Raw genomic sequence first — 26,519 nt, forward strand, 5'->3', positions numbered from 1 at the left:
CGGTGCGGGATCAAGCACCGGGCTTTTTTTGCAAGATGACATTCGTTTCCTAGAGGTTCGTTCTAATGCAGCACGGTGGCCGGTTTGATCGGGAAATGACGAACCTGCGTTTGGTTCCATTCGGTATGCCAGCCTGAGGTCTGAATCAGATTCAAGGCATGGTGGAAGTCATCTAAATATTTGCAGATTTTCTCCTGCTCCGTTTTGGGCGGGTGGTACAGCTGGATTCTTCGCTTCAAATTGGCGATGGCCAGCTGCAGGTAACAGGAGGCCGCACCGAAACGGGCTGCAGCGAAATCGGGATGCCGCTCGGCAATCGTTTCAAAAATGGGGGCTGCTTCGTCATACCGTCCCTCATCGTAGCAGATCTCAGCCCAAATCAGGCTAAGTTCTAACAATGGGGGGGAGGGTTCGCGAAGCAGGCGAGATTCCATCTGCATTAGCCGTTCCTTGGCTAGTGCGACATAACCTTCTTTATACAAGGATTGTACCAGCTCGCTGAGCAAATAATTGTCCGTTTGTCCCGCCAGCTGTTCGGCGACGTCAAGCCGCCCGGCCGTTACGGCGGTTTGAATCATTTCTACGAGTTTACCCATATTTTGAGGTTGTCCGGTAGGACTACGCATAATTCACCCCCTCCTAATATTAACCGGAATAACCGTGACTGAATAACTAGTTTTATAGGATTGGATCAAATCGGAGAGTTTGGCCTCGGGTCCTGCTTCTTTCATCCACTGGGATAACAGGATGCGGATTTGCCAGGCTTTGCCCTGGGCGCGTAAGCGGTTCGCCGTGAAATAGCTTTTCATGAGGGGGCTCCTTTCCGAACAGGTTTGGTATAATAACACCATATGTCCAGTGCGGACAAGTTATGAATGGATGGAATGGCTTTTTTGCCGAATAAAGGAGGAAATGAGATGTCAGCTAACGATAAATTAATCGAAACCACCGTCTCAACGGAGCAGATATTTAACGGGAAAGTGATCTCCCTTCAGATCGATACGGTAAAGCTGCCGGACGGAACGACGGCAACCCGCGAAATCGTGAAGCATCCGGGGGCTGTGGCCGTGTTGGCGGTGCATGAGGGGCGCTTGCTGCTGGTTGACCAATACCGTCAGGCGATGGGCCGATGCGAATTGGAGATTCCTGCGGGGAAATTGGAGAAAGGGGAAGAACCTGCGGAAGCGGCGGTTCGCGAGCTTCAGGAAGAGACCGGATTTCGCTGCGATAAACTGACGCATTTGCATTCGTTTTACACCTCCCCGGGGTTCGCGGATGAAATCATTCATCTTTATCTGGCCGAGCAGTTGAGCGCCGGGGAAATGTCGCCGGATGAGGATGAATTCCTCGAGGTCCGGGAGGCGACGCTGGAGGAGGCACTTGACCTGATTGCCGAAGGGCGTATTGCCGATGCCAAAACGATTATGGCGGTATATATTTGGCAACTCAGGAACACGCGCAAATCGGCGGGGAACGGGATATGAGCGAACGTTCCGATACCGCTTCCGACCAACTGACGACTCTGTTCGCCGATTTACATATTCACATCGGGCGAACCGGGCGGGGGGAGCCGGTCAAGATCAGCGGCAGCCGCAATCTTACTTTTGCCGGGATCGCAAAGGAGGCGGCGCAGCGCAAGGGCATCGGGCTCGTCGGCATTATCGACTGCCATGCGCCCGGGGTTCAAGAAGATATCGAACTGTGCCTGCAGCGGGGCGAAATGCAGGAGCTGAAGGACGGAGGCATCGCCTATCAAGGGACGACGATTCTGCTTGGCAGCGAGCTGGAAATCCGGGAGCCGGGGATGGGACCGGCCCATTTGCTTGCTTTTTTCCCCCATCTGGAAACGATTCGCGGCTTCACCGGTTGGCTTAAGCCCAGAATGAAGAATGTCGGTTTGAGCTCGCAGCGCGTGTACGCGCCCGCCGTCACCTTGCAGGAGGAGGTTTATGCCCGGGGCGGCATGATCATCCCTGCCCATATTTTCACGCCGCATCGCAGCATTTACGGGAGCTGCGCGCCACGGATGTCGGATGTGCTGGATCTTTCCCTGATCAGCGGAGTGGAACTCGGACTTAGCGCCGATACCGACATGGCCGGGTTGATCAGCGAGCTGGATCCGTTTACGATCTTGACCAATTCCGACGCTCACTCGCTAGGCAAAATCGGGCGGGAATACAATGAGCTGCGTCTTAAGGAAGCAAGTTACCTGGAATTCGTCAAAGCGCTGCGGCGCGAGGATGGGCGGAACGTGGCCGGCAACTACGGTCTGAATCCGCGTCTTGGCAAGTATCACCGCACCTATTGCAGCAATTGCAACTATATCATCGACGAGGCGGAGGCCGCCGTGGAGCGCTGTCCTTATTGCGGCAGCCCGAAGCTGGTAAGGGGCGTGCTGGACCGTATCCGCTCGATCGCGGATCGAACGGAGCCAAAGGTTCCGGCCCATCGACCGCCGTATCATTACCAGGTTCCCCTGGAGTTTATCCCGGGCCTGGGACCGGCTAAATTAGAGCTCTTGCTGGACAAGTTCGGCACGGAGATGAATATTTTGCATCGCGTCCCGGAGGCAGAGCTGGCCGAGGCGGGGGGAGCCGAACTGGCAGAGCGTATCGTATTGGCCCGCAGCGGCAAGCTGGAGCTCAGTGCCGGGGGCGGTGGGATTTACGGCAAAGTGAAGAAATCCTGATTTGCCGGAAGCGAACGGAAAGAAGCAGGCATAGGTGGGCAGGCTTGTTCATAGTTTTAGGGTAGGACCCTATAGAACAAGCTAGGAGGCAAAATTCGATGCTGCATCCCATTCGCCATACGCTCAAAGACCAAACGCCGCTTTATGTTTTTGTTTCCGTGCTGTTTTTGATGGGCGTCGTTTTCGGCGCTTTGATGGTCAATGCTTTGACCTTGGAACAACAACAGGATATCTCCCGTTATTTGGGCGATTTTTTTCTTTCGATTAACGAGGGCGGAGCCGAGTTCCAGCCGCAGACGTTTTGGGACGTGGCCGCCTTGCATTTGAAATGGCTTGGATTGATCTGGCTGCTAGGGTTATCCGTCATCGGACTCCCAGGCATCCTGATCCTCGATTTCTTAAAAGGGGTGCTGATCGGCTTCACGGTCGGCTGCCTGGTCGGCCAATATACCTGGAAAGGGCTGCTGTTTGCCCTCGTTTCGGTTGCTCCGCACAATCTGATCGTCATCCCGGCATTGCTTATCGCCAGCGTGGCGGCCGTCGGCTTTTCGCTGAACATCATCCGTTCCCGTGTCCTGATGAGCCGCACGGGCCATGCCACCCGTCCGTTACTTTCTTACACAGGGCTGACGCTGGTCATGGCGGCGGTGCTGCTCGCCGTATCCTCGTTCGAAACTTGGGTGACGCCGGTGCTGATGAGCTGGGTTACGCCTTTGATCGCTTGAATGGGCGGTACGTCGGCCCGGGTTTGCCGGGGAGAGCCGACTCTAGCAAAATGTTTGACTTTGTTGAATAACTCCCCCTATAATGAAAGAAGTGGTTATAGAACTTTTTTTGGATGTGCGGCAAGGCTGGGGGAGGGATAACATGGAAGCAAAGATCGAAAAAATCAAACAGCAGTTACAATCCCACGGTTACAAATTGACGCCCCAGCGGGAAGCCACGGTACGCGTATTGCTCGAAAATGAAGATGATCATCTCAGTGCGGAAGATGTTTTCATGCTCGTCAAGGACAAGGCGCCGGAAATCGGCCTGGCCACGGTCTATCGAACATTGGAATTGCTCAGTGAGCTTCACGTCGTGGAGAAGATCAACTTCGGCGACGGAGTAGCCCGGTACGATCTGCGTACCGATACGACAAAACATCATCACCACCATTTGATCTGCGTTCAATGCGGGGCTATGGATGAAATTCGCGAGGATTGGCTTGGACCGTTAGAGGAACGCTTGGAGAAGGAATTCAATTTTACGGTGCTCGATCACCGGTTGGATTTTCAGGGCATTTGTTACCGCTGCAAGGACAAGAACAACGACTCGCCGGGAACAGGCAATAAGAAATAAGATCATTAAGCCGAGCTCTTTACGGCCCTGCCGTAGGGAGCTTTTTACGTTGCCCCCGCGAAGCGAAGGCAGCTGGAACGATTCAGCCTATTTCGCATACTCGCCGGCCCCTCACTATATACTGAATACATAGGGGCGTCCAAGCAGGAGCCTAGACGCCGGACGAACGATTGAGGGGATGGGGCTAATGGTTATCTCGCTTCGCAAATGGCTGAGATCGGGGAAATATTTGATCCTATTCGTCGCACTTGCGTATACTTTTTATAAGGCGCTGGGACTGTTGGACGATTATGTGTTTCGGGAGGACAAGTACCGCGTTCCCGAAGGCTCGGCGGTGAAGGTATTCCGGGAAGGCGTTTCGGGCAGCGCCGAGATGGAGACAATGACGGAGCGGCTTAAGTTGTTTTTTTGGTATGGAGAGTAGTCCGACGCCAAGAGCAGCAGGGAAATCCCGGCATGATGTGGAATTAGAATGAGGTAAGGCGGATGGATACCCTATAGTTTTCGACAACCTAGAAAGGAGGCGCAACGCATGGAACGGGATGCGGCCTCTTTTATTTCATTTTTGGCCGGGCAGCGGGGGTTAAGCGAAGCGACTCGGGAATCCTATGCGCGGGATCTGAAGCAATACATAACTTATTTGCAGGACAAGCAGATCGACGACTATCGTCTAGTGACCCGCGCAGGAATGCTGCTCTATTTCGCTTCCCTTAAAGAACGCGGCAAAGCTCCGGCGACGATACAGCGCGTATCCGTAACCCTTCGCGCTTTCTTTCAGTATTTGCTGCGGGAACGGCGGATTGACCAGGATCCCTTTGTGATGCTGGAGGTGCCGAAAGTGGAAAAAAGGCAACCGCAAACGCTGACCATCGAGGAAACAGAGCGGCTGCTGGATACGCCGAAGCCCGATTCGCCGCTAGGCCTAAGAGATAAGGCGATGCTGGAGTTGCTTTATGCGACCGGCATCCGCGTTTCCGAGCTGATCTCGCTGAATACGGACGACGTGAATCTGGAGCTCCGTTTTCTCCGCTGCTCCGGTGAGCGGGGGAAAGAACGGATCATCCCGTTTGGCGGCGTTACGGCGGAATGGCTGGAGCTGTATTTTCGGGAAGGACGTTGCCGTTTGATCGAAGCCGAAGGGGAGAACCCGGCCTTATTCCCGAATCGCCGAGGTGGACGGATTAGCCGCCAAGGCTTCTGGAAAGTGATTAAGAAATATGGTCAGGAAGCGGGGATTACGGCCGATATCACGCCGCATACGCTGCGCCATTCCTTCGCCGTCCATCTATTGGAACGGGGGGCCGACGTGTGGACGGTACAGGAGCTGCTTGGCCACTCCGATGCGTCGACGATTCAAATGTACGTGAACCGTTCCAGGCCTAATCTCAAAACGGTTTACGACGCCTTTCATCCCCGGGCCAAACGCGGCTCGGGGGAGCCGGAAGCCACGGAGGAAGCAACACCAAAGGACAGGCAGAATGTTTTCCCTAAAGGCAAGGGATAACTAAAGCTGCATAGATTAAAGGAGTGATAGAAGATGCAAAACGGAAACCGTTTTAGAAAAATGACCGTCATCGTTCTAGACAGCGTGGGAATCGGCGAGCTGCCGGACGCCAAAAAATTCGGCGACGAGGGTGCGCATACGCTAGGGCATATTTTGCATACCGTGCCCGGTACGAAGCTGCCGAACCTGCAAAAATTAGGACTAGGCAATATCGCGGAACTGCCGAACTTAAGCCCGGTGGACGAACCGACGGCTTACTTCGGCAAAATGGCCGAGATTTCTTCCGGCAAGGATACGATGACCGGCCATTGGGAATTGATGGGGCTGAAGATCGAAACGCCGTTCCAAACGTATCCGAACGGATTTCCGCGCGATTTGATCGCCCGATTCGAGCAGGAAACGGGCCGTAAAATCATCGGGAACAAGCCGGCCTCGGGCACGGAGATCCTGGTGGAGCTTGGGGAAGAGCATATGAAAACCGGCAACTGGATCGTATATACCTCGGCGGATAGCGTGTTCCAAATCGCCGCCCATGAAGAGATCATCCCGCTGCCGGAACTTTACCGGGCTTGCGAAATCGCTCGCCGGTTAACCCTTGAGCCGGAACATTCCGTCGGGCGCGTCATCGCCCGTCCGTTCGTCGGCCAGCCGGGCAACTTCCAACGCACGCCGAACCGCCACGATTACGCGGTGAAGCCGCCGGAACCCACCGTGCTGAACGCCCTAAAGAACGCCGGGAAAGAAGTCGTGGCTGTCGGGAAAATCGGCGATATTTTCTCCGGGGAAGGGATTACCGCCTCGTATCCGACGAAGAGCAACCAGCACGGAATCGAGGAAACGCTGCAGCGAATCGGACAGAATTTCTCCGGCATACTGTTCACGAATCTGGTCGATTTCGACTCCTTGTACGGACATCGCCGCGACCCGCAAGGCTATGCCCGTGCCCTGGAGGAATTCGATGCCGCGTTGCCGGATTTGCTGAAGAACGTGGGCGAGAACGACCTGCTGGTCATTACCGCCGACCATGGCAACGATCCGATTCATGCCGGAACGGACCATACGCGCGAATACGTGCCGCTGCTCGTCTACGGGCCAAGCCTGAACAAGCCGGGCAGCCTGGGCGTCAGAGCCACTTATGCCGATTTGGCGGCGACGATCGCCGACAATTTCGGGGTGCATGCCACCGAGCACGGCAAGAGCTTTTTACACGAACTCGTATAGAGGGAGTTCAAAAAGCGAGCGTTTATTATAGACTTGGAGGATTTCGATATGACGACTACATTGACCATTGGCATGATCCGGGAGGCGGCGGAATATATCCGTTCCCGGTCGGCGCTTGCGCCGAAGGTAGGATTAATTCTGGGCTCCGGATTGGGCGTTTTGGCCGATCACATCGAACAGCCGGTTAGCATCGACTACCGCGATATCCCGTTCTTTCCGCAGTCGACAGTGGAAGGCCATGCCGGCGAGCTGTTGATCGGGACGGTGCAAGGCACGCCGGTCGTGCTGATGAAAGGCCGTTTCCACATGTACGAAGGATACGGGCCGGAGATGACCGCGTTTCCGGTGCGGGTCATGAAAGAGCTGGGCGTAACGACGCTGCTGGTCACGAACGCTGCCGGCGGGGTGAATACATCTTATCACCCGGGGGATTTGATGCTGATTTCCGACCATCTGAATCTGACTGGCAGAAATCCTTTGGTCGGTCCGAATGACGAGGAGCTTGGGGCCCGCTTCCCGGACATGTCCCAGGCGTACAGCCGCCGATTGCGCGACATCGCACGGAAGATTGCCGCAGACAAAGGGGTGCCTCTGCAAGAGGGCGTCTATGCCGGCTTGCTTGGCCCAACCTATGAAACACCGGCGGAAATCCGCATGTTGCGGACGCTTGGCGCCGACGCAGTGGGCATGTCCACCGTCTCCGAAACGATTGTGGCCCGGCATGCGGGGCTCGAGGTGCTGGGCATCTCCTGCATCAGCAACATGGCTTCGGGGATTTTGGACCAGCCGTTGTCCCACCAGGAGGTCATGGAAACGACCGAGCGCGTGCGCGAGAAGTTTCTGAGCCTCGTGTTGTCCATTATTCCGCAAATCGGCGAAGCCTAAGGAACGGAGGTAGAGAGCGATGAGAGCGGTAGATCTGATCCGCAAAAAAAGGGATGGCCAGGAGCTGACAAGCGAGGAAATTGCCTTCTTGGTGAAAGGGTACAGCGACGGGCAAATTCCCGACTACCAAATGTCGGCGTGGGCGATGGCCGTATTTTATCAAGGGATGAGCGCCCGGGAGACGGCCGATCTGACGATGGCCATGGCCGGGTCCGGGGATACGATCGACCTCGGCTCCATTCATGGCATCAAGGTCGACAAGCATTCCACCGGCGGGGTCGGCGATAAAACGACCGTCGTGCTTGGTCCGCTCGTGGCGGCGGCCGGCGTGCCGGTGGCGAAAATGTCGGGCCGGGGCCTGGGGCATACCGGCGGGACGATCGACAAGCTGGAAGCGATCTCCGGATTCTCCGTGGAGCTTGGGAAAGAGCAATTCTTCCGCCAGGTGAACGAAATCGGCCTGGCTGTCGTCGGCCAAAGCGGCAATATGACGCCGGCCGACAAGAAGCTGTATTCGCTGCGGGACGTGACCGCCACGGTGGATTCCATTCCGTTGATCGCCAGCAGTGTCATGAGCAAGAAAATCGCCGCCGGCGCGGACGCCATCGTGCTGGACGTGAAGACCGGCAGCGGCGCGTTTATGAAGACGCTGGAGGACTCGATCCGCCTGGCCAAGGCCATGGTTGATATCGGCACCCAGGTCGGACGCCGCACGGTTGCCGTGATCAGCGACATGGACCAGCCGCTGGGCCACGCGATCGGCAACGCGCTCGAGATTAAGGAAGCCGTTGCAACGCTGCGGGGCGAAGGCCCGGCCGACCTTGAGGAGGTCTGCCTGATTCTGGCCTCGCACATGCTGATTCTCGGCGGCAAGGCGGCGAACGAAGAAGAGGCGCATGCCATGCTGACCGCGCAATTGGACAGCGGCGAAGCGCTGGAGAAGCTGAAGCAGATGGTGGCTGCGCAGGGCGGGAACACGGAGCAGATCGACCGTCCGGAGCTGCTGCCGACCGCGGAGCTGCAGGTGGACGTGAAGGCGAGCGCGGGCGGATACGTCGAATCGATTCAGGCCGAGGAGATCGGTATTGCCGCCATGATGCTGGGGGCGGGCCGGGAAACGAAGGAATCCGTCATTGACCTGGCGGCCGGAGTGGAGCTGCGCAAGAAAATCGGCGATCCGGTCGAGGTCGGCGAAACGCTGGCCGTATTGCATTTGAACCGCAGCCATGAAGCGGGCCGCGCGGAAGCGGAACGGCGCATCCTAAATGCTTACGGCATTTCCGGAACGAAGGTGCCGAGACGGCCGCTGGTTTTCGCGCTGGTGACGCCGGACGGCGTCAAGCGGTTCTGAGCTTGAGCGGACAACCGGCTTCCCAGTGGGGCCGAATGAAATAACGGTGATTGCCGCGATCCCATATCACGACAAAAGAAGACTCTAAACTTCCCTTATTCAAAAGTGGTGGCATTCCATGCTACGAAATCAAACGCCGAAAGGCGTTTTTTCTTTTTGTTCAGGAATATTATCCCACTTTCATGCCGATACTAGGTTAGCAGAATCCAGACTTATGTCTAAAGGAGGACGAATCTTGAAAAGACGGGTGTTGATCTGGTTTGCCGCGTTCGTTTTGGCCGTATCGGTATGGCCGACTTACACCAGCGCGGAACATGGCGGACCGCATGTCGGGGATGATGAAATCGCGTTGGCGGAAAATGCGCTATCCGCCGTATTGATCGATGCCGATACGGGTACGGTCATTTACGAGAAAAAGAGTCACGAGAAGCTGCCTCCGGCGAGCATCACGAAGATCATGACGATGCTGCTAACGATGGAGGCCGTCGATAACGGCACGCTAAAGCTGACCGATAAAGTGACGGCCAGCGAATACGCGGCATCCATGGGCGGTTCGCAGATCTTTTTGGAGCCGGGGGAATCGATGACGGTCGACGAGATGCTGAAGGGCGTCGCCATGGCCTCCGGGAACGATGCGTCTGTCGCGCTTGCGGAGAAGATCGCCGGCTCCGAAAAAGCGTTCGTGAAAATGATGAACGAGCGGGCCGGGCAGCTCGGGATGAAGGACACGCATTTTGCCAACTGCAACGGTCTGCCGGTAGCCGACCACTATAGCTCTGCCCATGATATTGCCGTCATGAGCCGGGAACTGCTTAAACATGAAGGGATTACGAAATACACCGGCGCCTACCAGGATTACTTGCGGCAAGGAACGGAGAAACCGTTCTGGCTCGTCAACACGAACAAGCTGGTTCGCTTCTATAGCGGGGCCGACGGCCTGAAAACCGGCTATACGTCGGAAGCGAAATTCTGCTTGGCCGCCACCGCGAAACGCGACGGGCTGCGCCTGATCGCCGTGGTGCTTGGAGAGCCGAACACGAAGACGCGGAACAGCGAAGTGTCCGCTATGTTCGATTATGCCTTCTCGCAATACGCGCTGTTGCCGATTTATCAAGCGGGGGAATCGATCGGCAAGGTGAAGGTGCAGAAGGGAATGAGCGCCCAGCTGGAGCTGGCGGCTTCGAGACCGTTGAACGTGCTGGTCAAAAAAGGCGTGAAGCAAGACAACATCACGCACAAGCTGATCGCGCCGGAAAAACTCGCGGCTCCGATCAAAGCGGGCCAATCCGTCGGCAAGCTGGTGGTGTATCAGGACGGCCGCGTGCTGACCGAATTCGAGCTGACCGCGCCAAGCGATATCGATAAAGCCGGCTGGTGGACGTTGTTTAAACGGACAGCTGCACGCTTGTTTTTTGTAGATTCATAGGGCTTTTCTTCTAGTTTTGTCAGTCGGCAGGAATCCGGACCGGAATCGTAGAATTGTTGTGTTCATGTCAGGGAGGAGAGTGAACAGACGTGAATTTGCAAGTGGAAATGGAAAAACACCGCGAGACGTTAATCGTACGCCTGAGCGGGGAATTGGACCATCATACGGCGGACGACGTCCGCATGCGGATGGATGAAGAAATCGCCCGCGGGAACTGCCGCAATCTCGTATTAAGCCTGAAGTCGCTGCAGTTTATGGATAGCTCCGGCATCGGCGTCATCCTCGGAAGATATAAGCTGATCAAGCAAAAGGGCGGGAAGATGGTCGTGTGCGACGTCAACCCGCCGGTTTACCGGCTGCTGGAAATGTCGGGATTGTTTAAGATCATGTCCATCTTCGAAAATGAGGACTTGGCGCTGACGGATCTGGAGGTGGCCCTGTGAATACCAACGCGAATCAAACCGGAAATTTCATGTCGCTGAAGTTTGCCGCGAAATCCGAAAACGAATCGTTTGCCCGGGTGACCGTCGCCGCCTTCGTCTCCCAACTGGACCCGACGATGGATGAAATCACCGATTTGAAGACGGTGGTGTCCGAGGCGGTTACAAATTCCATCATCCACGGATACGACGGGAACCCGGAAGGGGTCGTATCGATCTCCGCCGCGATTGAAGGGGATACGGTGACCTTGATTATCGAGGATCAAGGCCGCGGCATCGAAGACGTGGAGTTGGCGAAGCAACCGCTGTATACGTCAAAACCGGAGCTGGAACGCTCGGGGATGGGCTTTACCATCATGGAAAATTTCATGGACGAATTCGATGTGACCAGCGAGATCGGCGGAGGCACGCGCATTCGGATGAAGAAAAGGATTGTATCCAAGAAAGCTTTATACAATTAGGGGTTGGATCTATGGATGCCGAAGTGAAGCAAATCTCGAGAGAGTTTTTGGACGACACGGAAGTGAAACGGTTGATCGCCCTGAGTCAATCCGGGGACAACGCTGCCAGAGACCGGCTGGTGAACTGCAACATTCGGCTTGTCTGGTCCGTCGTGCAGCGGTTTATGAATCGGGGATACGAACCCGAGGATTTGTTTCAAATCGGCTGTATCGGCCTGCTCAAGTCGGTGGATAAGTTTGATCTCAGCTATGATGTGAAGTTTTCTACGTATGCGGTGCCGATGATCATCGGGGAAATCCAGCGTTTCCTGCGCGACGACGGGACGCTAAAGGTCAGCCGTTCATTGAAAGAAATGGCGAACAAAGTTCGCAAGAAGAAGGACGAATTGTCCAAGCTGCTGGGCCGGCTTCCGACGGTCAAGGAAGTCGCCGAGGAGCTGGGGGTTACGCCCGAGGACGTCGTGTTTGCCCAGGAAGCCAACAAGCCGCCGGCGTCCATTCACGAAACCGTGTTTGAGAATGACGGTGACCCGATCACGCTGATGGATCAAATCGCCGATGAATCCCAGGAGCGTTGGTTCGACAAGCTGGCGCTGCACGAAGCGATCGACGGATTAACCGACCGGGAGCGCTTGATCGTCTACTTGAGGTACTACCGCGACCAGACCCAATCGGAAGTGGCGACCCGGCTCGGAATTTCCCAGGTTCAGGTATCCCGGCTGGAGAAGAAAATATTGCAGAGCATTCGCGACCAGATCGCGCAATGACCTGGCATGCATCCCCCCTTCGGGCGACGCCGGCCTCCATACGGACGCTGGACCCGAAGGGGGTTTTTGTCGCAGTCGGACCTTGCTCCTTCATGTATCGCGCACAAATTTCGGCGTCGTTTTTCGGCGGCGCAACCAACAACTTGCTCGGCCCGTTCCAACCAACCCGTATCGCCAGCTATAATTGCTACTAAAATGAACGCTACGGGTATGGAAGGCGGGAGAGCCATGGGTCTGGATGCTTTAGACAAACGGGTAAAACGGGACCTTGCTTGCCTGAATTATGGGGCGGCAAGTTGGGTGACGCCCCGAACGTCCGCGGAGGGGCACGTCTACGATGTTGTGATCGTGGGAGGCGGGCAAAGCGGACTGGGTGCCGCCTTCGGATTGATGCGCGAGCGGATCTCCAACCTTCTCGTGATCGACGAAAATCCGGAGGGACGGGAAGGTCCGTGGGATACGTACGCCCGGATGGTCACGCTGCGGACTCCGAAATGGCTGACTTCCATCGATTTAGGCGTTCCTTCCTTGACCTTCCGCGCCTGGTGGGAAGCGTTGCACGGCGAAGCCGGCTGGGAGGCGCTGGACAAAATTCCGCGCGGCGCGTGGATGGACTATTTGCGCTGGTACCGCAAGGTGCTGAAGCTGCCGGTCGTGAACGAAACAAAGCTGACGTTGATCGAGCCGGCGGAGGGTGGCCTGTACCGGCTGCATCTGGACGGCCCCGGCGCCCCGGCGGCAAACCTGCTAACCCGCAAGGTGGTACTGGCAACCGGGATTCAGGGCGGCGGTCAGTGGCATGTTCCGCCGATGATCGAGCAACGCCTGCCGCGAGGCTTATACGCCCATACTTCGGAGGCGGTGGATTTCGCCGCCTTGAAGGGGAAGAGGCTGGCCATCCTCGGCGGGGGCGCGTCCGCCTTTGACAACGCTAACCATGCATTATCCGAAGGTGCGGCGGAAGCGCATGTATTCGTCCGGCGCGACAAGCTGCCCAGCGTCAATCCGATCCGCCAAATGGAGGGCTCGGGGATGATCGAGCGGTTCCATACGCTAACCGATGCGGAGAAGTACCGCGTCATCTCGCATTTCTTCCAAACGAACCAGCCGCCGACGGCCGATATGTTCGAGCGCGCGGCGGCATGGCCAGGGTTCGTTCTGCACCTCGGTGCGCCTTGGTTGGACGTCGAGGCGTCCGAAAGAGGGATTACCGTGACAACGCCGCATGGCCGAGAGGTGTTCGATTTCCTCATCGTCAGCACCGGCCTCATCAGCGATCCGGGGCTGCGGCCGGAGCTGCGGATGGTGGAACGCCATATCAAGCGCTGGGGCGAGGTTTACGCTCCGCCGGCCGGGGAGGGGAATACCTTGCTTGACCTGCATCCCTATCTAAGCCCGGGGTTCGCGATGCTTCCGCGGAACGAGGAAGGAGAAGCAGCCCTGCATGGGCTGTTCGTGTTTAATTATTCGGCGCTAGCGTCGTGCGGTTTATCCGCTTCGGCGATATCGGGAACCCGCAACGCCATCCCCAAGCTGGTGGCCGGCATCGCGGATCAACTGTTCACCGATGACAAGCCGGCGATTCTGGATGCTTATTTTCGCTACGACATGCCGGAGTTTACCGCGACCTGGCGCCCGGCGGAAAAAGCGGAAGCAAAATCCAAATAGCCTAGGTCAAAACGTAAGGCCGCGGGGGGTGACTCCCTGCGGCCTTATCTATCGTGATCGGGCTTAGACGTAATGCTGGAGCACCACGCCGCCGTAGATGAATGCCGCCACAATGATGAGGGCGGGGTGGATTTTGCGGCGTTCCATCGCCCAAAACGCGATGGCCGCGATCGCCATCGTTTGCCAAATGCCGATGGCGGTGAGAGGCTCTTTGGCCACCTGCCAGGTTAACGTGACCATCATGATCGCGATGACCGGCTGAACCAACAAGGTCATACCTTTGACGACGTTGGACTGCCGGTATTTGGCGAGCAAGCGGAGCAGCAGAATGAGGCCGGCCGCCGAGGGCAGCACGGTGGCCAGCAACGCCAGCCCAAGTCCACCCCAGCCTCCCACCTCAAAGCCGACGTAAGCGGCGATTTTGGTGGCGATGGGTCCCGGCAAAGCGTTGCCCAACGCAAGCATGTTGGAGAATTCCGCGTCCGATAGCCAGTGATAATGGGGAACAATCTCCTCGTACATTAACGGGATGGAGGAAGGTCCTCCGCCGTAGCCGAGCAGATTGGCAATCAGGAAGCCGAGCAGCAATTCCAACCAATCCATCACGGTTGGCCTCCTCCTTCCTGATGCTTCCGTTCTCCTTTGCGCTTCCTACGCAGACGTGCCACCGCCCGATAATGTACGGCTCCATAGGCGAGGAACAGCACGATCACCAGTGCCGGATGAACCTTGAAAACCTCCAGCAGCAGCAGGGCCAGCAGCATGAACAAGATGCCGGCGGTGACGCCTAGGCCCTTGATCCCTTTTTTCGCGAACTCATAAGCCATGACCCCCAGCATGACGGCGATTACGGGCGATACGGCAGCGATCATCCCTTTGACGACGCGGGAACCGGCCAGAAAGTTAACGGCCGATAACAGCAGGAGCATCGCCAGAACGCTGGGGAAGATGTGCATGACGACGGCGTAAGCCGCTCCCCAGGCGCCTCTTCGTTTATAGCCCAGGTAAGCGGCCATCTTTGTGGCAATGGGGCCGGGCAAGGCGTTGGCTAACGCAAGGATTTCGCCGAACTCTTCGTCGCTGAGCCACTGATATCGTTTGACGGCATCGTGCCGGATCAAGGGAATGACGGAAGGTCCGCCACCGTAACCTAACACCCCGGTTCTGGCCATGGACACGCCGAGGTCCAGATAATCTCTATGACGCGGTTTCACGTGGTCCCCTCCTTTGGAATTAAGTTACCCGATTTAGCCCGTTCCTAAAATTACCACACAACCTCATTATAGTGGGAAATGGATGCCAAGCGGCGTAAAATTGTGCAGCGCACACAAATGTCGTTCACGGCGCGCCGAGGATCGACCCTCGGCGTTGACTTGCCGTCGCGCGTGGGGTTAAATGGCAGTAATTCAGGGGAGGGGGCCGCATATGAGCAAACAGCCGATCATCGGCACGCAATCGATGGTGGTCAGCCCGCATCATCTGGCTTCAGCGGCGGGAGCCCGCATCCTGGAACGGGGCGGGAATGCCTTTGATGCCGCGATCGCCGTCAGCGCGGCTCTGGCCGTGGTCTATCCGCACATGACGGGGCTTGGGGGCGATGCGTTTTGGCTTTGCTACAGCGCCGAGGAGGGACGAGTCCGGGCTTATAACGGCAGCGGTCGTTCGGGAAGGGGCGTTAGCCTTGAGCAATATTCGGGCGAATCGGAGATTCCGCGCCGAGGTGCGCGGGCGTCGATTACGGTACCCGGCATGGCGGACAGCTGGGAGGCGGTACAAAGCCGCTATGGGCGCTTATCGCTCGCGGAAGCGCTGGAGAGCGCCATCGGCTACGCGGCCGAGGGATTCCCGATGTCGCCGGACCAGTACCGCAACACCCTACGGGCCGGTTCCGCCCTTTCCGGCGAAGCGGCTTCCATCTATCTTCCGGGCGGAAGTCCGCTGCAGCCCGGCGAGCGGTTCGTCCAGCCGGAGTTGGCCCGTTCGCTGTCGCTTTTGGCGGAAGGCGGCCGAGACGCTTTATATTGCGGGGAGATTGCCGAGAGGATCTGCCGCGGGTTGGCGGCGTCAGGGGGGTACTTGCGCCCTGAGGACTTCGCGGAACATCGCGGCTTGTGGTGCGAACCCGTATCGACGACCTATCACGGATTCACGATCTACCAGGCGCCGCCCAACTCGCAGGGCTTTGCCGCGTTGATGACGCTGAACATCCTGGATCATTTCGATTTCGGTAATATCGCTCACGGCTCCTATGCGTATTACCATTTGTTGGCCGAAGCGATTAAGGCCAGCTTCCGGGACCGCGACGCGGTGCTTACCGATCCGGAGTTTGCGGAGATCCCCTTGGAAGTTCTATTGGACAAATCATATGCGGCCCGCTTGGCCGCCTCCATCTCTTTTGATAAAGCAGCGGCTTCGACCAGCCAGCCGGTGGGCCGGGATACGGCATATGCGGCCGTGGTTGACGACGAAGGCAATGCCGTTTCATTTATCCAAAGCCTCTATTTCGAGTTCGGCGCCGGGATTGCCCCGGGCGGAACCGGTATCCTGCTGCAAAACCGAGGATCGTTCTTTTCGCTCGACCCGGCAGCCGTCAACCGGCTGGCTCCCCGCAAGCGCACGTTCCATACGCTGATGCCGGCTCTTGCCGCGCGAAACGGAAAACCCGCGATCTTGTACGGTACACAAGGCGGGGAAGGCCAGCCGCAAACGCAAACGCTGCTGCTGACCCGCTTGCTGCATTACGGAATGAATCCACAGGAGGCGATTGACCAGCCTCGGTTTGTATGGGGGCGAACCTGGGGCGAACCCACAGAAGCGCTGACGGTGGAAGGAAGGGTGGATCAGGAGGTGCTGGCTGCGCTCGCCGCGGCCGGCCATCAAGTGCGGAAGGTCGCGGATTATGACGGACTGGCCGGCCATGCCCATGTCATCGCGATCGATGAGCGCGGGGGATTCTATGGCGGAACCGACCCGCGCTGCGACGGGGCAGCGATCGGCCGATAGCGGGGTTGGGTTGCCCTGGAGGATAACGGAAGGACAGGAGAACGCTTTAGGAGGTATAACGGATGGGTCATAACAACGAATTCGGGGCGTATATGGATCCGGCGCTGGTGGAGCGCCCGACGGGCAGCGGAATACTGAACGGGACAACATTCGCCGTGAAGGACGTGATCGCCATACGCGGGCATGTATCGTCGGCGGGCAATCCCGATTGGCTTCGGAGCCACAAGCCGGCCGATGGACACGCGGAAGCGGTGCGCCGGCTGCTGGCAACGGGAGCGGAGCTTCGCGGAGTAACGCATACGGACGAACTGATGTACAGCCTCGGCGGCGAAAACATCCACTACGGCACTCCGATCAACCCGCGCGGCCGAGGAAGGATTCCCGGCGGTTCGTCCAGCGGCTCGGCGGTTGCGGTTGCGTCATACCGCGCGGATTTCGCCCTGGGTACCGATACGGGCGGTTCGGTCCGCGTGCCGGCGTCGTATTGCGGTATCTACGGCCTCCGCCCAAGCCATGGAGCGATCGATATGCGAGGGGTGATCCCGCTGGCGCCGCGCTTCGATACGGTCGGCTGGATGGCGCGTTCGCCCGAGTTGCTGCTGCGCGTCGGGGAGGTGCTGCTTGCCTCCGGTGATCCGGCCGATACACCCGCCATGGCGGCCAAAGCAGAGGATGCCGGCCGGAGCGTCCGCAAGTTGTTTTTGGCTAAGGAGGCATGGGCATTGACCGATCCATCCTGCGGCGATTGTTGGTCCGGGCCGCTTCGTTACCTTCAAGCGGGGGCTGCCGCTGCAGAAGAGGTTATGATAGCGGCAGAAGGGCTGGATGCCTGGAAGGAGGCATTCCGCGTGCTGCAGGCCAGCCAAATATGGGCCACGCACGGGGCCTGGATCCGCAGCGCCAATCCAACGTTCGGCCCTGACATCGCCGCCAGGTTCGCCTTGGCGGAGCAAATCGCGGGCCAAGACCACTCTAACGCAGAAGCGCTGCAACACTCGATCGTACGGCGCCTCTGCGATCTGCTGGGCGATGACGGCATCTTGGTCATCCCAACCGTGCCCGGGGTCGCTCCGCCTGCCGGCGGGAAAGCGGAGGAGCTGGAGCGCAACCGAAGCGGAGCCCTATCCTTGTGTTGCATCGCCGGACTTGCCGGTCTTCCGCAGGCGACGCTGCCTGTGGAGGGGCCGAAGGGACTACCGCTTGGCCTATCCGTAATCGGCGGTCCGGGGCAGGATTTGCGGTTGCTCGCTTGGATCGGCCAGATATGGAAACCGTCCGTACAACTTCATTCATGAACGTTAATTCAGCCGCCTGAGGGTTATCCACGGGCGGCTTTTTAATGTTCATGGAAGGTGCAGGACATCACTCGGAGTAATATATGTAATATAACTTGACATGGAATAGCCTAAATTTGTTTTTTATCCTTTTCAAAACAAGATAATCTCATTATAATGTTACATAACATAACACAAGGATAGGTTTTTCCTAAATAATTGGACGCTAGGGGAGGGGTCGGAATGCATCTGACGGTAGAAGAGGCGTTGTCGGTATACCCATTATCGGAAGCCAGGTTGATTGCCGGCTCCAAAGGATCGAAACGGATCGTCAAATCGATCAACGTGATGGATGCGCCGGATATTTCGGATTGGATCAAAGAGGGCGAAATGCTGCTGACGACGGCTTATTTGATCAAGGATGAGCCGGAGCAGGCGTCTTCCCTGCTCCATAGGCTGAACCGCCGGGGCTCGTCGGGGCTGGGGATCAAGCTGGGGCGGTTTTGGGACGCGGTGCCTGAGCGGCTCATTACCGAGGCGGATGAACTGGGCTTTCCGCTGATCGAGCTCCCGTTCCAGTTCACCTTCTCCGATCAAATGAACGGTTTGTTCCGGGCGGAGCTCTCGCGCAGCACGGGAGCGCTGCAAAACGTGCTGGAGAAGCAGCGGCAGCTGATGAGCCTCGCGTTGCAACCGGTGCGAAGCCGTGCGCTGCTCGAAGCCGTGTCCGACTGCATCGGGCGTCCGTTGGCCGTGATCGGTCGGCGGGGCGAAATGCTGTTCAACAACTCCGCCGTGGCGGAGGGAGAGCTGTTGGCCGGCTGGCCCTGGACCGCGAAACGCCGTAAAGTCCGGATCGGCGATGCTTCCGCATACCGCCTTCCTCTGATGCAAGGGGAGGAAACGGTCGGATTTCTCGTATTCTGTCCGATCGATCCGTTGGTGCTGCCGGTTGAGGAAAGCTTGTTCGTGCAGGGGGCGGAGCTCGTTGCGCACCATTTGCGGACGGGGAGCGGGGAGGATTTCGAGCAGGAGCTGCACCGGGATTTCGCCCGTCTGTTCCGGCGGTGCTTAAAGGGAGACTTCTCAGCCACGGAGCTCACCAAGGCGGCGGAAACCGTTAGCCCCGGCCTTTTTCAAGCGCCTTTTCATCTCGTGCTCACCGACGTCCCCGATGCCGGCGAGCACAGGTCTCATGAATTGATACGGATGAAAGAGGCGTATGGGCGGCATCCCGAGCTGACCAAACTGAACTCTTTTCATCTGATGGTTGATGAAGGGCTGCTGTCGTTATATTCCGGAGTCCGGATGGCGCCGGAGAGGTTATGCGGTCATATCGAGCATTGCCTGGGATTGGGGGGAAGCCGGGAAGCAGGAGACCCCATTGCGGTGCTGGGAGGCCGAAAGAGCAAGCCGGAAGATCTTCGCGAAGCTTATCTGGAAACGAAGGAATCTATGCGGCTGAAGCCGTATTGGCCTCCCGGGCGGCAGGCGGCTTATTTCCGGGACTTGGAGCTGGCCATGGTGCTGCGGCATGTGCCTGCCGAGCTGATGCGGAAATACAGCAGCCGCACGCTTTCCGGATTATTGTGCCGGGAACCGGAGTACGTCCGGGAAATGCTGGCCACGTTGGAAGCTTACCTGGACAATGACGGCCACATCAATGATACGGCGAAAAAATTGTTCATTCACCGCAACACGGCCACGTATCGGATGGAGAAGCTGAGCGAGCTGCTGGATGTGGATTTCAAGAAAACCGACGATTTGCTGAGGCTGCGTCTGGCTTTCCTGTTCCGCCACATGCTGGAGCAAGGGGAAGAAGTGTCATGAGCATGTACGAGATCTGTTGCCATGTCGCCAATCATGACGGGCCAGCGGTGCTGGCAACCTTAATTGCCGTTGAGGGGCATTCTTACCGGAAGCCGGGCGCGGCGATGCTCTTCTACCCGGGCGGGACCCTCGGCAGTCTCAGTCCGGGCTGCCTGGAGAGCGATCTGAGTCTGCGGGCCGAAGCGCTGTGGGAGCACGCACGGACGGAATCGGTGGAATACGATATGCGGTCTTCGGACGATGCGGGTTGGGGAGAAGCCGTGGGCTGCGGGGGGAAGATTACGGTCGTGCTGGAGCCGGTGTTCGGGGAGCTGCGCAGCTTGCTGCGGCAGGCGAAGGCGCGTATGGATGGAGGGGAAAATCTGGTGCTGCGGCGCCATCCGCAACAAGGGGCGGGATATGTCTACCGGCTCGAGGAAGATAAGGAGGATGCTCCGAATTCTTTCGCCTTGCAGGGAGAGACGCCGCGGAAGAGCGAGGGGACGTTCGCAACGCCGCTGGTTCCCAAGCCGCGGCTGGTATTGTTCGGAGCCGGCAGCGACAGCGGCTCCATCGCGGAGTTGGCGGCACGCGCCGGCTTTCGCATCGCGGTCGCGGATTGGCGCGAAGCCCGTTTGCGGGACGGGTTTCCGGCGCAGGAAAGCGCGCTTTGCCTGCCGGACGAGGCTCCTAGCGAATTGGACATCTCCATCCATGATTATGTGCTGATTTGCAGCCATTCGTTATTGCGGGACCGGCAGTTTCTTGAGCGGGTCGCACCCCTGCGTCCTCGTTATCTTGGGATCGTCGGGTCCAAGGCGCGGATCGCCCGGTTGACGGAGGCCCTGGAATGGCCGGAAGGCTTACCTCTGCATGCGCCGGCAGGATTGCCGATCGGCGGTGAAGGTCCCGAGGAAATCGCCGTCAGCATCGTGGCTGAATTGATTCGGGAGAAACGAGCATTCCCCCGTTCGCTATGGAATGAAGGAGGGGCAATCGATGAAGGTTTGCGGGATCTATCTGGCGGCGGGAAAAGGCAGCCGGATGGGCGGCTCCAAAGTCTCGCGTGAGTTGTCCCCTGGCGTGCCTCTCGGAAGCGTGGCGCTGCGCGAACTGGAAAATAGCGGCTTTGCCCCGGTGATCGTGGTCGTTCGGGCGGACGACCCGCTGGAGTGGCTTCCGCCTGCCGTGGTCCCCAGCCTTCGCAAGACGGTACCCTGCTTGAATGCGGACAAAGGCCTTTCTTATTCCCTCCGCTGCGGGCTGAATGCCGTCATGCCCTATGAACCGGATGCCGTCGTCATCGCTTTGGCCGATCAGCCTTTCGTGACGGCGGCTTTGTTTTCTCGGCTGTTGGAAACCTTTCGCCGTTCGCCGGAACTGGATTACGTAGCCTGTACCTATGGTGGGGTACGCATGGTCCCGGCCTTGTTCTCCAACACGGTGTTCCCGGCTTTGCAACGGTTGGAAGGCGACCGCGGCGCGGCCGGAATTCTGCGATCCTCGGTCTTCGAAGGGCGAATCGTGGAGCCGGAATCTTCATGGTTTGCCAAAGACGTGGACACGGAAGCAGAATTGCGGGAAGTGCAGTTGGAATGGAAACGCCACCAGATGTAAATTTAACTGACATAAATTACAAGAAAACCACGTACATTCGTGCAAAAGACACAGATAATCCCGGCGCTTTTTAGGATCACGCACAAACGTATGTTAACTAAATTTACACCGACTTTTCTCCTTCGTATATTTAAAATCAAAATATCAAGCGCAAGAAGATGGAGGAGGAGAACGATGAGCAAAAGGGGTTTGGCATCCGGTTGGAGTTTGGTTCTGCTGCTTGCCGCAGCATTAAGCCTGGCAGGGTGCGGCAGCAATACAGCAAGCCATGCGGGAAGCGAAAATACGGGAGGGAATACGAACGCGGCGACGACGGAACCGGCAGCGTCCGAACCGAGCGGGGATGCGTCCGGTACAGGGAGCTCGACCGAGAAACCCAAGGTTGCGTTCGTGTATATCGGACCGCCCGGGGATGGCGGTTATACTTACCAGCATGACCTGGGCCGCAAAGAGATGGAGAAGGAGCTCGGGATCACCGCGGATACGGTCGAGAACGTACCGGAAGGACCGGATGCGGAACGGATCATTACGGAATTGGCGCAAAACCACGATATCGTCTTCACCACCAGCTTCGGCTATATGGATTACACCCTGAACGTGGCGGGCAAGTTCCCGGACGTCAAATTCGATCATGCTTCCGGCTATAAGACGGCCGAGAACATGGGTACTTATTTCGGCAAGAACTATGAAGCCAGTTATCTGACGGGGATCGCCGCAGGCAAAATGACGAAAGACAATCATTTGGGTTATGTCGGTGCGTTCCCGATCAGCGAAGTCATTTATAATCTCAACGCTTTTGCCTTAGGCGCGCGAAGCGTCAACCCCGATATTAAGGTCGACGTCGTCTGGACGAACACCTGGTATGACCCGACCACAGAGCGCCAAGCGGCGATCAGCCTGCTGGACAAAGGCGCCGACGTGCTGCTCGCGTATCAGGATTCGCCGGCAACGCTGCAGGCGGCCGCCGAACGCGGGGCGTTTGCGGGCGGCAACGATTCGGACATGAAGAAATACGCCCCGGATAACTATTTGACCAACCCGGTTTGGAACTGGGGGCCGTACTATACCAAAACCGTCAAGTCGCTGATGGACGGGACCTGGACGAACGAACAATATTCCGGCAGCATGGCCGATGGCATGGTCACGCTGGCGCCTTTCGGCAACAAGGTCCCCGAAGACGTGCAAAAGCTGGTCTTGGAAGCCCAGGAGAAGATCATTAGCGGCGAATTGAACATTTTTACCGGGCCGATCAAAGACAACGCGGGCAACGAGCAGGTGCCTGCCGGCAAATCGCTGAGCCTTGACGAGGTGCTCGGGATGAATTGGCTGGCGGAAGGGGTCGTCGGCACGATTCCGAAGTAGAAAAAAACATTGGGTGGGGCGGGCTCCGGAGAGAGGACCTTCCCCACCCGTATTCCAACCGGAAGGAAGGGGGCGTTCCCTATGCGGGAGTGTTCGGTGGAAATGCGCGGGATCGTCAAAACATTCGGTTCGGTTGTCGCGAGCGATCAAGTCGATTTTTCGGCAAACGCGGGGGAGATCCATGCGCTGCTCGGCGAAAACGGGGCAGGCAAAAGCACGGTGATGAGCATGTTGTCCGGCGTATATCGGGCAGATGAAGGGGAAATCCGGCTCCATGGGACAAAGGTGCAGATTCGCTCCCCGAAAGATGCGGCCCGGCTTGGCGTAGGCATGGTGTTCCAAAATTTCCGGCTCGTGCAGACGCTGACGGCGGCGGAAAATATCGTGCTTGGCGAAAAATCGTCTTTCTGGCGCGGCCGAACCTGGATCAAAAACAAGCACCGGGAAATCGCCGAGCTGGCGGAGCATTTCGGGTTAAGCATCCCCGTCGATCGGCCGGTCTGGCAGCTGTCCGTTGGGGAGCAGCAACGCGTGGAAATCGTCAAGACGTTATACCGAGGAGCGGACATCATCATTCTCGACGAGCCGACTTCGGTGTTGACGCCGGGCGAGGCCGAGGGATTGTTCCGTACGCTGCGCCGCATGAAAGAGGAAGGGAAAACCGTCATCCTGACGACGCATAAAATGAAGGAAGTGCTTGCTTCCTCCGATCGGATTTCGGTCATGCGCAAAGGGAAAATGATCGCAACGCTGCTTACCAAGGATACGGACGAACGCGAGTTGGCCCGGCTGATGGTTGGACGGGAAGTGGTCCTGGAGCGCCGGGAGCTGGAGCGAACGCGCGGCGGGGAACTGCTGGCGGTGCACCGGATCAGCGCCATGGCCGAGCATGGGCGCAGAGCGCTGGATCGCTTGTCCCTGACCGTTCACCAGGGCGAAATCGTCGGAGTGGCCGGCGTGGCCGGTAACGGCCAGAAGGAACTGGCCGAGGTGCTCACCGGGCTCAGAGGCTGGTCGGAAGGGAGCATCCGGTTTGACGGTGCCCCGATAAAAACCGCTTCGGTTCGAGGGGCCATCGCCTCCGGCATCGCCCATGTTCCGGAGAACCGGATGAAAAGCGGGTTGGCAGGAAGCCTCGGGGCCGTGGATAATCTGCTGTCCAAGTCGTACCGCTCCGAGGAGCATTCGCGGCTGGGGATCTTGAAATCGGCCAAAAACCGGCAGTGGTCCGAGCATCTCGTGCGAAGATTCGATGTCAAGACGCCGGGGCTGGATACGCCCGTGCAGCAGCTGTCCGGCGGCAACCAACAGAAGCTGCTGTTCGCGCGAGAGGTGACGCAGCGGCCGAAGCTTATGGTCGCCGTGCATCCGACGCAGGGACTGGACGTCGGCGCCGCCGCAGGCGTGCATGAGCTGCTGCTGGAGCTGCGGGCATCGGGCAGCGGCGTGCTGCTGATTTCGGAGGATCTGGACGAACTGATGCAGCTGTCGGACCGGATTCTCGTGATGTATAACGGCACGATCCTCGGCGAGCAAACCCGAGAGTCGGCGGACCGGGAACGCCTCGGCTTGCTGATGGCGGGAATTCTCGAAGGGGAGGAGAAGGTCGTATGAACCGGCAAAAAGCGGGGGCCGAAACGCTGCCGAAACCGGTCATCCCCCAGGCGGCCCACGGAAAACGAATGGCTTGGCGGCTGGAATTCGACGCGGCTCGGATGCGCTCGCCTTGGTGGACGCCGGTCCTGTCCGTGCTGCTGGCGCTGCTGCTGTGCGCAGGATTCATCGCCGTCAACGGCATGAATCCCTGGACGGTTTACGCGAAAATGTGGAACGGCGCCTTCGGAACCAGCTACGGCATCACCGAGACGCTGGTCAAAGCGATCCCGCTGCTGCTATGCGGGCTTGGCATCGCCGTGGCTTACCGGATATCGGTCTGGAACATCGGAGCCGAAGGGCAGTTGACGGCCGGCGCAATCGCCGCCACGGCGGTTACGGTATATTTTCCCGACTTGCCCGCGATTTGGTCGATCCTGCTAATGTTGGTGCTCGGGATCGCAGCCGGGGCGTTTTGGGGGCTCCTGACCGCGATTCCGCGAACCTATTTCGGCGTCAACGAGTTGATTACCTCGCTGATGCTGAATTACGTGGCGCTGCTGGCGCTGGATTATGTCGTTATCGGGCCCTGGAAAGACCCGAAAGGCTTTAATATGCCGGGATCGCCCATGTTCGCCGCCTCGCAATCTTTACCTACGCTAGGCGGCACGCGGCTGCACATCGGTTTGCTCTTCGCCCTTGCCGCCGTATTGATTTATTACTTGATGATCCGGTTTACACGCTGGGGATACGAGCTGCGGATGATCGGCGCCAACCCGGTTGCGGCGCGGTACAACGGCATACCGATCACCCGTCACATCCTGCTCGTCATGCTGATTAGCGGAGGGTTGGCCGGGTTGGCCGGGATGGCGGAGGTTTCCGGCGTCAGCCATAAGCTGATGCAGGGCTTTTCCCCGGGATACGGGTATACCGCAATTATCGTCGCTTGGTTGGCAAAGCTGAATCCGCTCGGATTGATCGTATCCGCCGTGTTATTCGGCGGTTTGATCGTCGGCGGCTACAGCGTCCAAACGATCGGCTTGCCGTCGTCCGTATCGGAAATGCTGCAGGGGGCGATTTTATTCTTCCTGATCGCCGGCGACATGATCGCTCGATTCCGGGTGCGCCGCGGCGCGGCGTAAAAGCAAAGGAGGCTATCTCGATGGATTTTATCACCCAATTGCTGCTTGCTGCCATCACCGCCGGGACTCCGCTTCTGCTGGCTACCCTCGGCGGCATTCTTACCGAACGGGCCGGAATCATCCAACTGGGCGCCGAAGGGCTGATGCTGATGGGAGCGGTAACGACCTGCCTCGTCTTCATCCGCTCGGGCAACCTGGCGCTCGCCTTGCTGGCGGCCGCGGCGGTCACGGCGATGCTGGGGATGGTGCACGCATTCCTGGCGGTCACGCTTCGGGCTAACCAGACGATGTGCGGCCTGGCGATGACCCTGTTCGGGAGCGGGCTCAGCGCTTACCTCGGCAAAGCGGTCAGCGGCAATCCGCTGCCCGGAATCCTGCCGAGAGTCCCGCTAGAATTTCTTGAACCGATTCCGGTGATCGGAGTTATTTTCGGAAGGCTGGATCTACTGACCTGGCTGAGCTTCCTCCTCGTCATTGCGCTGCATCTCCTCATTCGCCGCACCTCTTGGGGATTGCACTTGCGGGCGGTTGGCGACAGTCCGGCCACCGCTGACGTAATGGGGATTCGGGTTCGGCTGATCCGTTACGGCTACGTGACGGCCGGAGCCGTACTGATCGGGTTGGCCGGCGCGGATATGGTGTTAACCGTCGCTCCGACGTGGAACGAAGGTTTGACGGCCGGACGGGGGTGGATCGCGGTCGGTTTGGTGATCTTTGCAAGGTGGAATCCGGTACGGGCGCTGGTATGCGCTTATTTCTTCGGCGCGCTGGATTCGCTGGGCTTCCGAATGCAATTGCTTGGCAGCGCCATTCCGCCGTATTTCCTCAAAATGATTCCATACGTCGTCACCATTCTTGTATTGATGTATTTGGGCTACCGCGATCGCGGCAAGCCGTCCGGCACGCCGGAATCGCTGGGTGTGCCCTACGTCCGGGAGCAGCGTTTTTAGCGCGAAGAGGAGGAAT

General features: G+C 58.2%; 27 protein-coding genes. 23 read left to right on the plus strand and 4 right to left on the minus strand.

What is annotated here, in order from left to right; all coding sequences use genetic code 11:
- Window positions 1–62 precede the first annotated feature (62 nt).
- Entirely contained in the window at window positions 63–626 is a 564-nt protein-coding gene (locus MJ257_RS05090; RefSeq protein ID WP_240268222.1) for a tetratricopeptide repeat protein, read from the minus strand.
- Window positions 627–629: 3 nt separating this feature from the next.
- A complete protein-coding gene (mciZ, locus tag MJ257_RS05095; RefSeq protein ID WP_240268223.1) occupies window positions 630–809 on the minus strand; it encodes a Z-ring formation inhibitor MciZ in 180 nt (59 codons plus the stop codon).
- Between the two features lie 108 nt (window positions 810–917).
- Here mciZ and MJ257_RS05100 point away from each other — a divergent pair, with 108 nt between their 5' ends.
- The 14 genes from MJ257_RS05100 to MJ257_RS05165 all read left to right on the plus strand — a co-directional run bounded on the left by MJ257_RS05100 (window position 918) and on the right by MJ257_RS05165 (window position 13,753).
- On the plus strand, window positions 918–1,484 hold the full coding sequence (locus tag MJ257_RS05100) for an NUDIX hydrolase (RefSeq protein ID WP_240268224.1): 567 nt from the start codon (window positions 918–920) through the stop codon (window positions 1,482–1,484).
- On the plus strand, window positions 1,481–2,689 hold the full coding sequence (locus MJ257_RS05105; RefSeq protein ID WP_240268270.1) for an endonuclease Q family protein: 1,209 nt from the start codon (window positions 1,481–1,483) through the stop codon (window positions 2,687–2,689). Before MJ257_RS05100 ends, MJ257_RS05105 begins: the two co-directional genes overlap by 4 nt.
- A gap of 98 nt (window positions 2,690–2,787) precedes the next feature.
- Complete coding sequence (spoIIM, locus tag MJ257_RS05110) at window positions 2,788–3,414, plus strand: stage II sporulation protein M (protein ID WP_240268225.1); 627 nt, start codon at window positions 2,788–2,790, stop codon at window positions 3,412–3,414.
- A gap of 142 nt (window positions 3,415–3,556) precedes the next feature.
- Window positions 3,557–4,030, plus strand: a complete 474-nt coding sequence (fur, locus tag MJ257_RS05115; protein ID WP_240268227.1) for a ferric iron uptake transcriptional regulator — start codon at window positions 3,557–3,559, stop codon at window positions 4,028–4,030.
- Between the two features lie 187 nt (window positions 4,031–4,217).
- Window positions 4,218–4,454: a DUF4227 family protein gene (locus MJ257_RS05120; protein WP_240268228.1), complete on the plus strand. Its 237-nt coding sequence runs from the start codon at window positions 4,218–4,220 to the stop codon at window positions 4,452–4,454.
- Between the two features lie 108 nt (window positions 4,455–4,562).
- Entirely contained in the window at window positions 4,563–5,534 is a 972-nt protein-coding gene (gene xerD, locus MJ257_RS05125) for a site-specific tyrosine recombinase XerD (protein WP_240268229.1), read from the plus strand.
- Window positions 5,535–5,567: 33 nt separating this feature from the next.
- Window positions 5,568–6,755, plus strand: coding sequence for a phosphopentomutase (locus MJ257_RS05130; RefSeq protein WP_240268230.1), 1,188 nt, complete (start codon window positions 5,568–5,570; stop codon window positions 6,753–6,755).
- 48 nt (window positions 6,756–6,803) lie between these two features.
- Window positions 6,804–7,640, plus strand: coding sequence for a purine-nucleoside phosphorylase (locus MJ257_RS05135; protein ID WP_240268231.1), 837 nt, complete (start codon window positions 6,804–6,806; stop codon window positions 7,638–7,640).
- A 19-nt stretch (window positions 7,641–7,659) separates the two neighbouring features.
- The gene (locus MJ257_RS05140; RefSeq protein ID WP_240268232.1) at window positions 7,660–8,991 is read left to right on the plus strand and encodes a pyrimidine-nucleoside phosphorylase; all 1,332 of its coding nucleotides are present in this window, start codon (window positions 7,660–7,662) and stop codon (window positions 8,989–8,991) included.
- Between the two features lie 235 nt (window positions 8,992–9,226).
- Window positions 9,227–10,417: a D-alanyl-D-alanine carboxypeptidase family protein gene (locus tag MJ257_RS05145; RefSeq protein WP_240268233.1), complete on the plus strand. Its 1,191-nt coding sequence runs from the start codon at window positions 9,227–9,229 to the stop codon at window positions 10,415–10,417.
- Window positions 10,418–10,506: 89 nt separating this feature from the next.
- Window positions 10,507–10,860 (plus strand): anti-sigma F factor antagonist, encoded by a 354-nt coding sequence (gene spoIIAA, locus MJ257_RS05150; RefSeq protein ID WP_240268234.1) that lies wholly within the window; start codon window positions 10,507–10,509, stop codon window positions 10,858–10,860.
- Window positions 10,861–10,889: 29 nt separating this feature from the next.
- A complete protein-coding gene (gene spoIIAB, locus MJ257_RS05155) occupies window positions 10,890–11,318 on the plus strand; it encodes an anti-sigma F factor (RefSeq protein ID WP_240268271.1) in 429 nt (142 codons plus the stop codon).
- Window positions 11,319–11,329: 11 nt separating this feature from the next.
- Window positions 11,330–12,085, plus strand: coding sequence for an RNA polymerase sporulation sigma factor SigF (gene sigF, locus MJ257_RS05160; RefSeq protein ID WP_178022745.1), 756 nt, complete (start codon window positions 11,330–11,332; stop codon window positions 12,083–12,085).
- Between the two features lie 228 nt (window positions 12,086–12,313).
- Complete coding sequence (locus MJ257_RS05165; RefSeq protein ID WP_240268272.1) at window positions 12,314–13,753, plus strand: flavin-containing monooxygenase; 1,440 nt, start codon at window positions 12,314–12,316, stop codon at window positions 13,751–13,753.
- 63 nt (window positions 13,754–13,816) lie between these two features.
- On the opposite strand, the gene chrA is transcribed toward MJ257_RS05165, so the two are convergent.
- Both chrA and chrB read right to left on the minus strand, forming a co-directional pair.
- The gene (gene chrA, locus MJ257_RS05170; RefSeq protein WP_240268235.1) at window positions 13,817–14,356 is read right to left on the minus strand and encodes a chromate efflux transporter ChrA; all 540 of its coding nucleotides are present in this window, start codon (window positions 14,354–14,356) and stop codon (window positions 13,817–13,819) included.
- Window positions 14,356–14,967, minus strand: a complete 612-nt coding sequence (chrB, locus tag MJ257_RS05175) for a chromate efflux transporter ChrB (protein WP_270405971.1) — start codon at window positions 14,965–14,967, stop codon at window positions 14,356–14,358. The genes chrA and chrB overlap by 1 nt, the downstream gene beginning before the upstream one ends.
- A gap of 211 nt (window positions 14,968–15,178) precedes the next feature.
- Between chrB and ggt the strand changes: the two genes are divergently transcribed.
- The 9 genes from ggt (at window position 15,179) to MJ257_RS05220 (ending at window position 26,503) form a co-directional block, all read left to right on the plus strand.
- Window positions 15,179–16,756 carry a gamma-glutamyltransferase gene (gene ggt, locus MJ257_RS05180; protein WP_240268236.1) on the plus strand — a complete coding sequence of 526 codons (1,578 nt, stop codon included), beginning with the start codon at window positions 15,179–15,181 and terminating at the stop codon, window positions 16,754–16,756.
- 62 nt (window positions 16,757–16,818) lie between these two features.
- Window positions 16,819–18,051, plus strand: coding sequence for an amidase (locus MJ257_RS05185; protein ID WP_240268237.1), 1,233 nt, complete (start codon window positions 16,819–16,821; stop codon window positions 18,049–18,051).
- A 222-nt stretch (window positions 18,052–18,273) separates the two neighbouring features.
- Entirely contained in the window at window positions 18,274–19,860 is a 1,587-nt protein-coding gene (locus MJ257_RS05190) for a PucR family transcriptional regulator (protein WP_240268238.1), read from the plus strand.
- Window positions 19,857–20,909: an XdhC family protein gene (locus MJ257_RS05195; RefSeq protein ID WP_240268239.1), complete on the plus strand. Its 1,053-nt coding sequence runs from the start codon at window positions 19,857–19,859 to the stop codon at window positions 20,907–20,909. The genes MJ257_RS05190 and MJ257_RS05195 overlap by 4 nt, the downstream gene beginning before the upstream one ends.
- Complete coding sequence (locus tag MJ257_RS05200) at window positions 20,839–21,456, plus strand: nucleotidyltransferase family protein (protein ID WP_240268240.1); 618 nt, start codon at window positions 20,839–20,841, stop codon at window positions 21,454–21,456. Before MJ257_RS05195 ends, MJ257_RS05200 begins: the two co-directional genes overlap by 71 nt.
- A gap of 174 nt (window positions 21,457–21,630) precedes the next feature.
- Complete coding sequence (locus tag MJ257_RS05205; protein WP_240268241.1) at window positions 21,631–22,818, plus strand: BMP family ABC transporter substrate-binding protein; 1,188 nt, start codon at window positions 21,631–21,633, stop codon at window positions 22,816–22,818.
- 81 nt (window positions 22,819–22,899) lie between these two features.
- Window positions 22,900–24,432 carry an ABC transporter ATP-binding protein gene (locus MJ257_RS05210; protein WP_240268242.1) on the plus strand — a complete coding sequence of 511 codons (1,533 nt, stop codon included), beginning with the start codon at window positions 22,900–22,902 and terminating at the stop codon, window positions 24,430–24,432.
- Complete coding sequence (locus tag MJ257_RS05215; RefSeq protein ID WP_372489742.1) at window positions 24,429–25,553, plus strand: ABC transporter permease; 1,125 nt, start codon at window positions 24,429–24,431, stop codon at window positions 25,551–25,553. Before MJ257_RS05210 ends, MJ257_RS05215 begins: the two co-directional genes overlap by 4 nt.
- Before the next feature lie 20 nt (window positions 25,554–25,573).
- Window positions 25,574–26,503: an ABC transporter permease gene (locus MJ257_RS05220; RefSeq protein ID WP_240268243.1), complete on the plus strand. Its 930-nt coding sequence runs from the start codon at window positions 25,574–25,576 to the stop codon at window positions 26,501–26,503.
- The last annotated feature ends 16 nt before the right edge of the window (window positions 26,504–26,519 follow it).

It is taken from the genome of Paenibacillus timonensis, from assembly GCF_022427145.1.
Lineage (GTDB): Bacteria > Bacillota > Bacilli > Paenibacillales > Paenibacillaceae > Fontibacillus > Fontibacillus timonensis.

Excerpts from the sequence above, each read along its gene's own strand:
- MJ257_RS05140 (WP_240268232.1), top strand. The coding sequence starts at position 7,660 with ATGAGAGCGGTAGATCTGATCCGCAAAAAAAGGGATGGCCAGGAGCTG.
- ggt (WP_240268236.1), top strand. The coding sequence starts at position 15,179 with ATGAGCAAACAGCCGATCATCGGCACGCAATCGATGGTGGTCAGCCCG.
- MJ257_RS05200 (WP_240268240.1), top strand. The coding sequence starts at position 20,839 with ATGAAGGTTTGCGGGATCTATCTGGCGGCGGGAAAAGGCAGCCGGATG.
- spoIIM (WP_240268225.1), top strand. The coding sequence starts at position 2,788 with ATGCTGCATCCCATTCGCCATACGCTCAAAGACCAAACGCCGCTTTAT.
- fur (WP_240268227.1), top strand. The coding sequence starts at position 3,557 with ATGGAAGCAAAGATCGAAAAAATCAAACAGCAGTTACAATCCCACGGT.
- chrA (WP_240268235.1), bottom strand. The coding sequence starts at position 14,356 with ATGGATTGGTTGGAATTGCTGCTCGGCTTCCTGATTGCCAATCTGCTC.
- MJ257_RS05190 (WP_240268238.1), top strand. The coding sequence starts at position 18,274 with ATGCATCTGACGGTAGAAGAGGCGTTGTCGGTATACCCATTATCGGAA.
- xerD (WP_240268229.1), top strand. The coding sequence starts at position 4,563 with ATGGAACGGGATGCGGCCTCTTTTATTTCATTTTTGGCCGGGCAGCGG.
- MJ257_RS05185 (WP_240268237.1), top strand. The coding sequence starts at position 16,819 with ATGGGTCATAACAACGAATTCGGGGCGTATATGGATCCGGCGCTGGTG.
- MJ257_RS05210 (WP_240268242.1), top strand. The coding sequence starts at position 22,900 with ATGCGGGAGTGTTCGGTGGAAATGCGCGGGATCGTCAAAACATTCGGT.
- spoIIAB (WP_240268271.1), top strand. The coding sequence starts at position 10,890 with ATGTCGCTGAAGTTTGCCGCGAAATCCGAAAACGAATCGTTTGCCCGG.
- sigF (WP_178022745.1), top strand. The coding sequence starts at position 11,330 with ATGGATGCCGAAGTGAAGCAAATCTCGAGAGAGTTTTTGGACGACACG.
- MJ257_RS05135 (WP_240268231.1), top strand. The coding sequence starts at position 6,804 with ATGACGACTACATTGACCATTGGCATGATCCGGGAGGCGGCGGAATAT.
- MJ257_RS05165 (WP_240268272.1), top strand. The coding sequence starts at position 12,314 with ATGGGTCTGGATGCTTTAGACAAACGGGTAAAACGGGACCTTGCTTGC.
- MJ257_RS05130 (WP_240268230.1), top strand. The coding sequence starts at position 5,568 with ATGCAAAACGGAAACCGTTTTAGAAAAATGACCGTCATCGTTCTAGAC.
- MJ257_RS05100 (WP_240268224.1), top strand. The coding sequence starts at position 918 with ATGTCAGCTAACGATAAATTAATCGAAACCACCGTCTCAACGGAGCAG.
- MJ257_RS05220 (WP_240268243.1), top strand. The coding sequence starts at position 25,574 with ATGGATTTTATCACCCAATTGCTGCTTGCTGCCATCACCGCCGGGACT.
- MJ257_RS05105 (WP_240268270.1), top strand. The coding sequence starts at position 1,481 with ATGAGCGAACGTTCCGATACCGCTTCCGACCAACTGACGACTCTGTTC.
- MJ257_RS05215 (WP_372489742.1), top strand. The coding sequence starts at position 24,429 with ATGAACCGGCAAAAAGCGGGGGCCGAAACGCTGCCGAAACCGGTCATC.
- MJ257_RS05195 (WP_240268239.1), top strand. The coding sequence starts at position 19,857 with ATGAGCATGTACGAGATCTGTTGCCATGTCGCCAATCATGACGGGCCA.
- MJ257_RS05205 (WP_240268241.1), top strand. The coding sequence starts at position 21,631 with ATGAGCAAAAGGGGTTTGGCATCCGGTTGGAGTTTGGTTCTGCTGCTT.
- MJ257_RS05120 (WP_240268228.1), top strand. The coding sequence starts at position 4,218 with ATGGTTATCTCGCTTCGCAAATGGCTGAGATCGGGGAAATATTTGATC.
- MJ257_RS05090 (WP_240268222.1), bottom strand. The coding sequence starts at position 626 with ATGCGTAGTCCTACCGGACAACCTCAAAATATGGGTAAACTCGTAGAA.
- mciZ (WP_240268223.1), bottom strand. The coding sequence starts at position 809 with ATGAAAAGCTATTTCACGGCGAACCGCTTACGCGCCCAGGGCAAAGCC.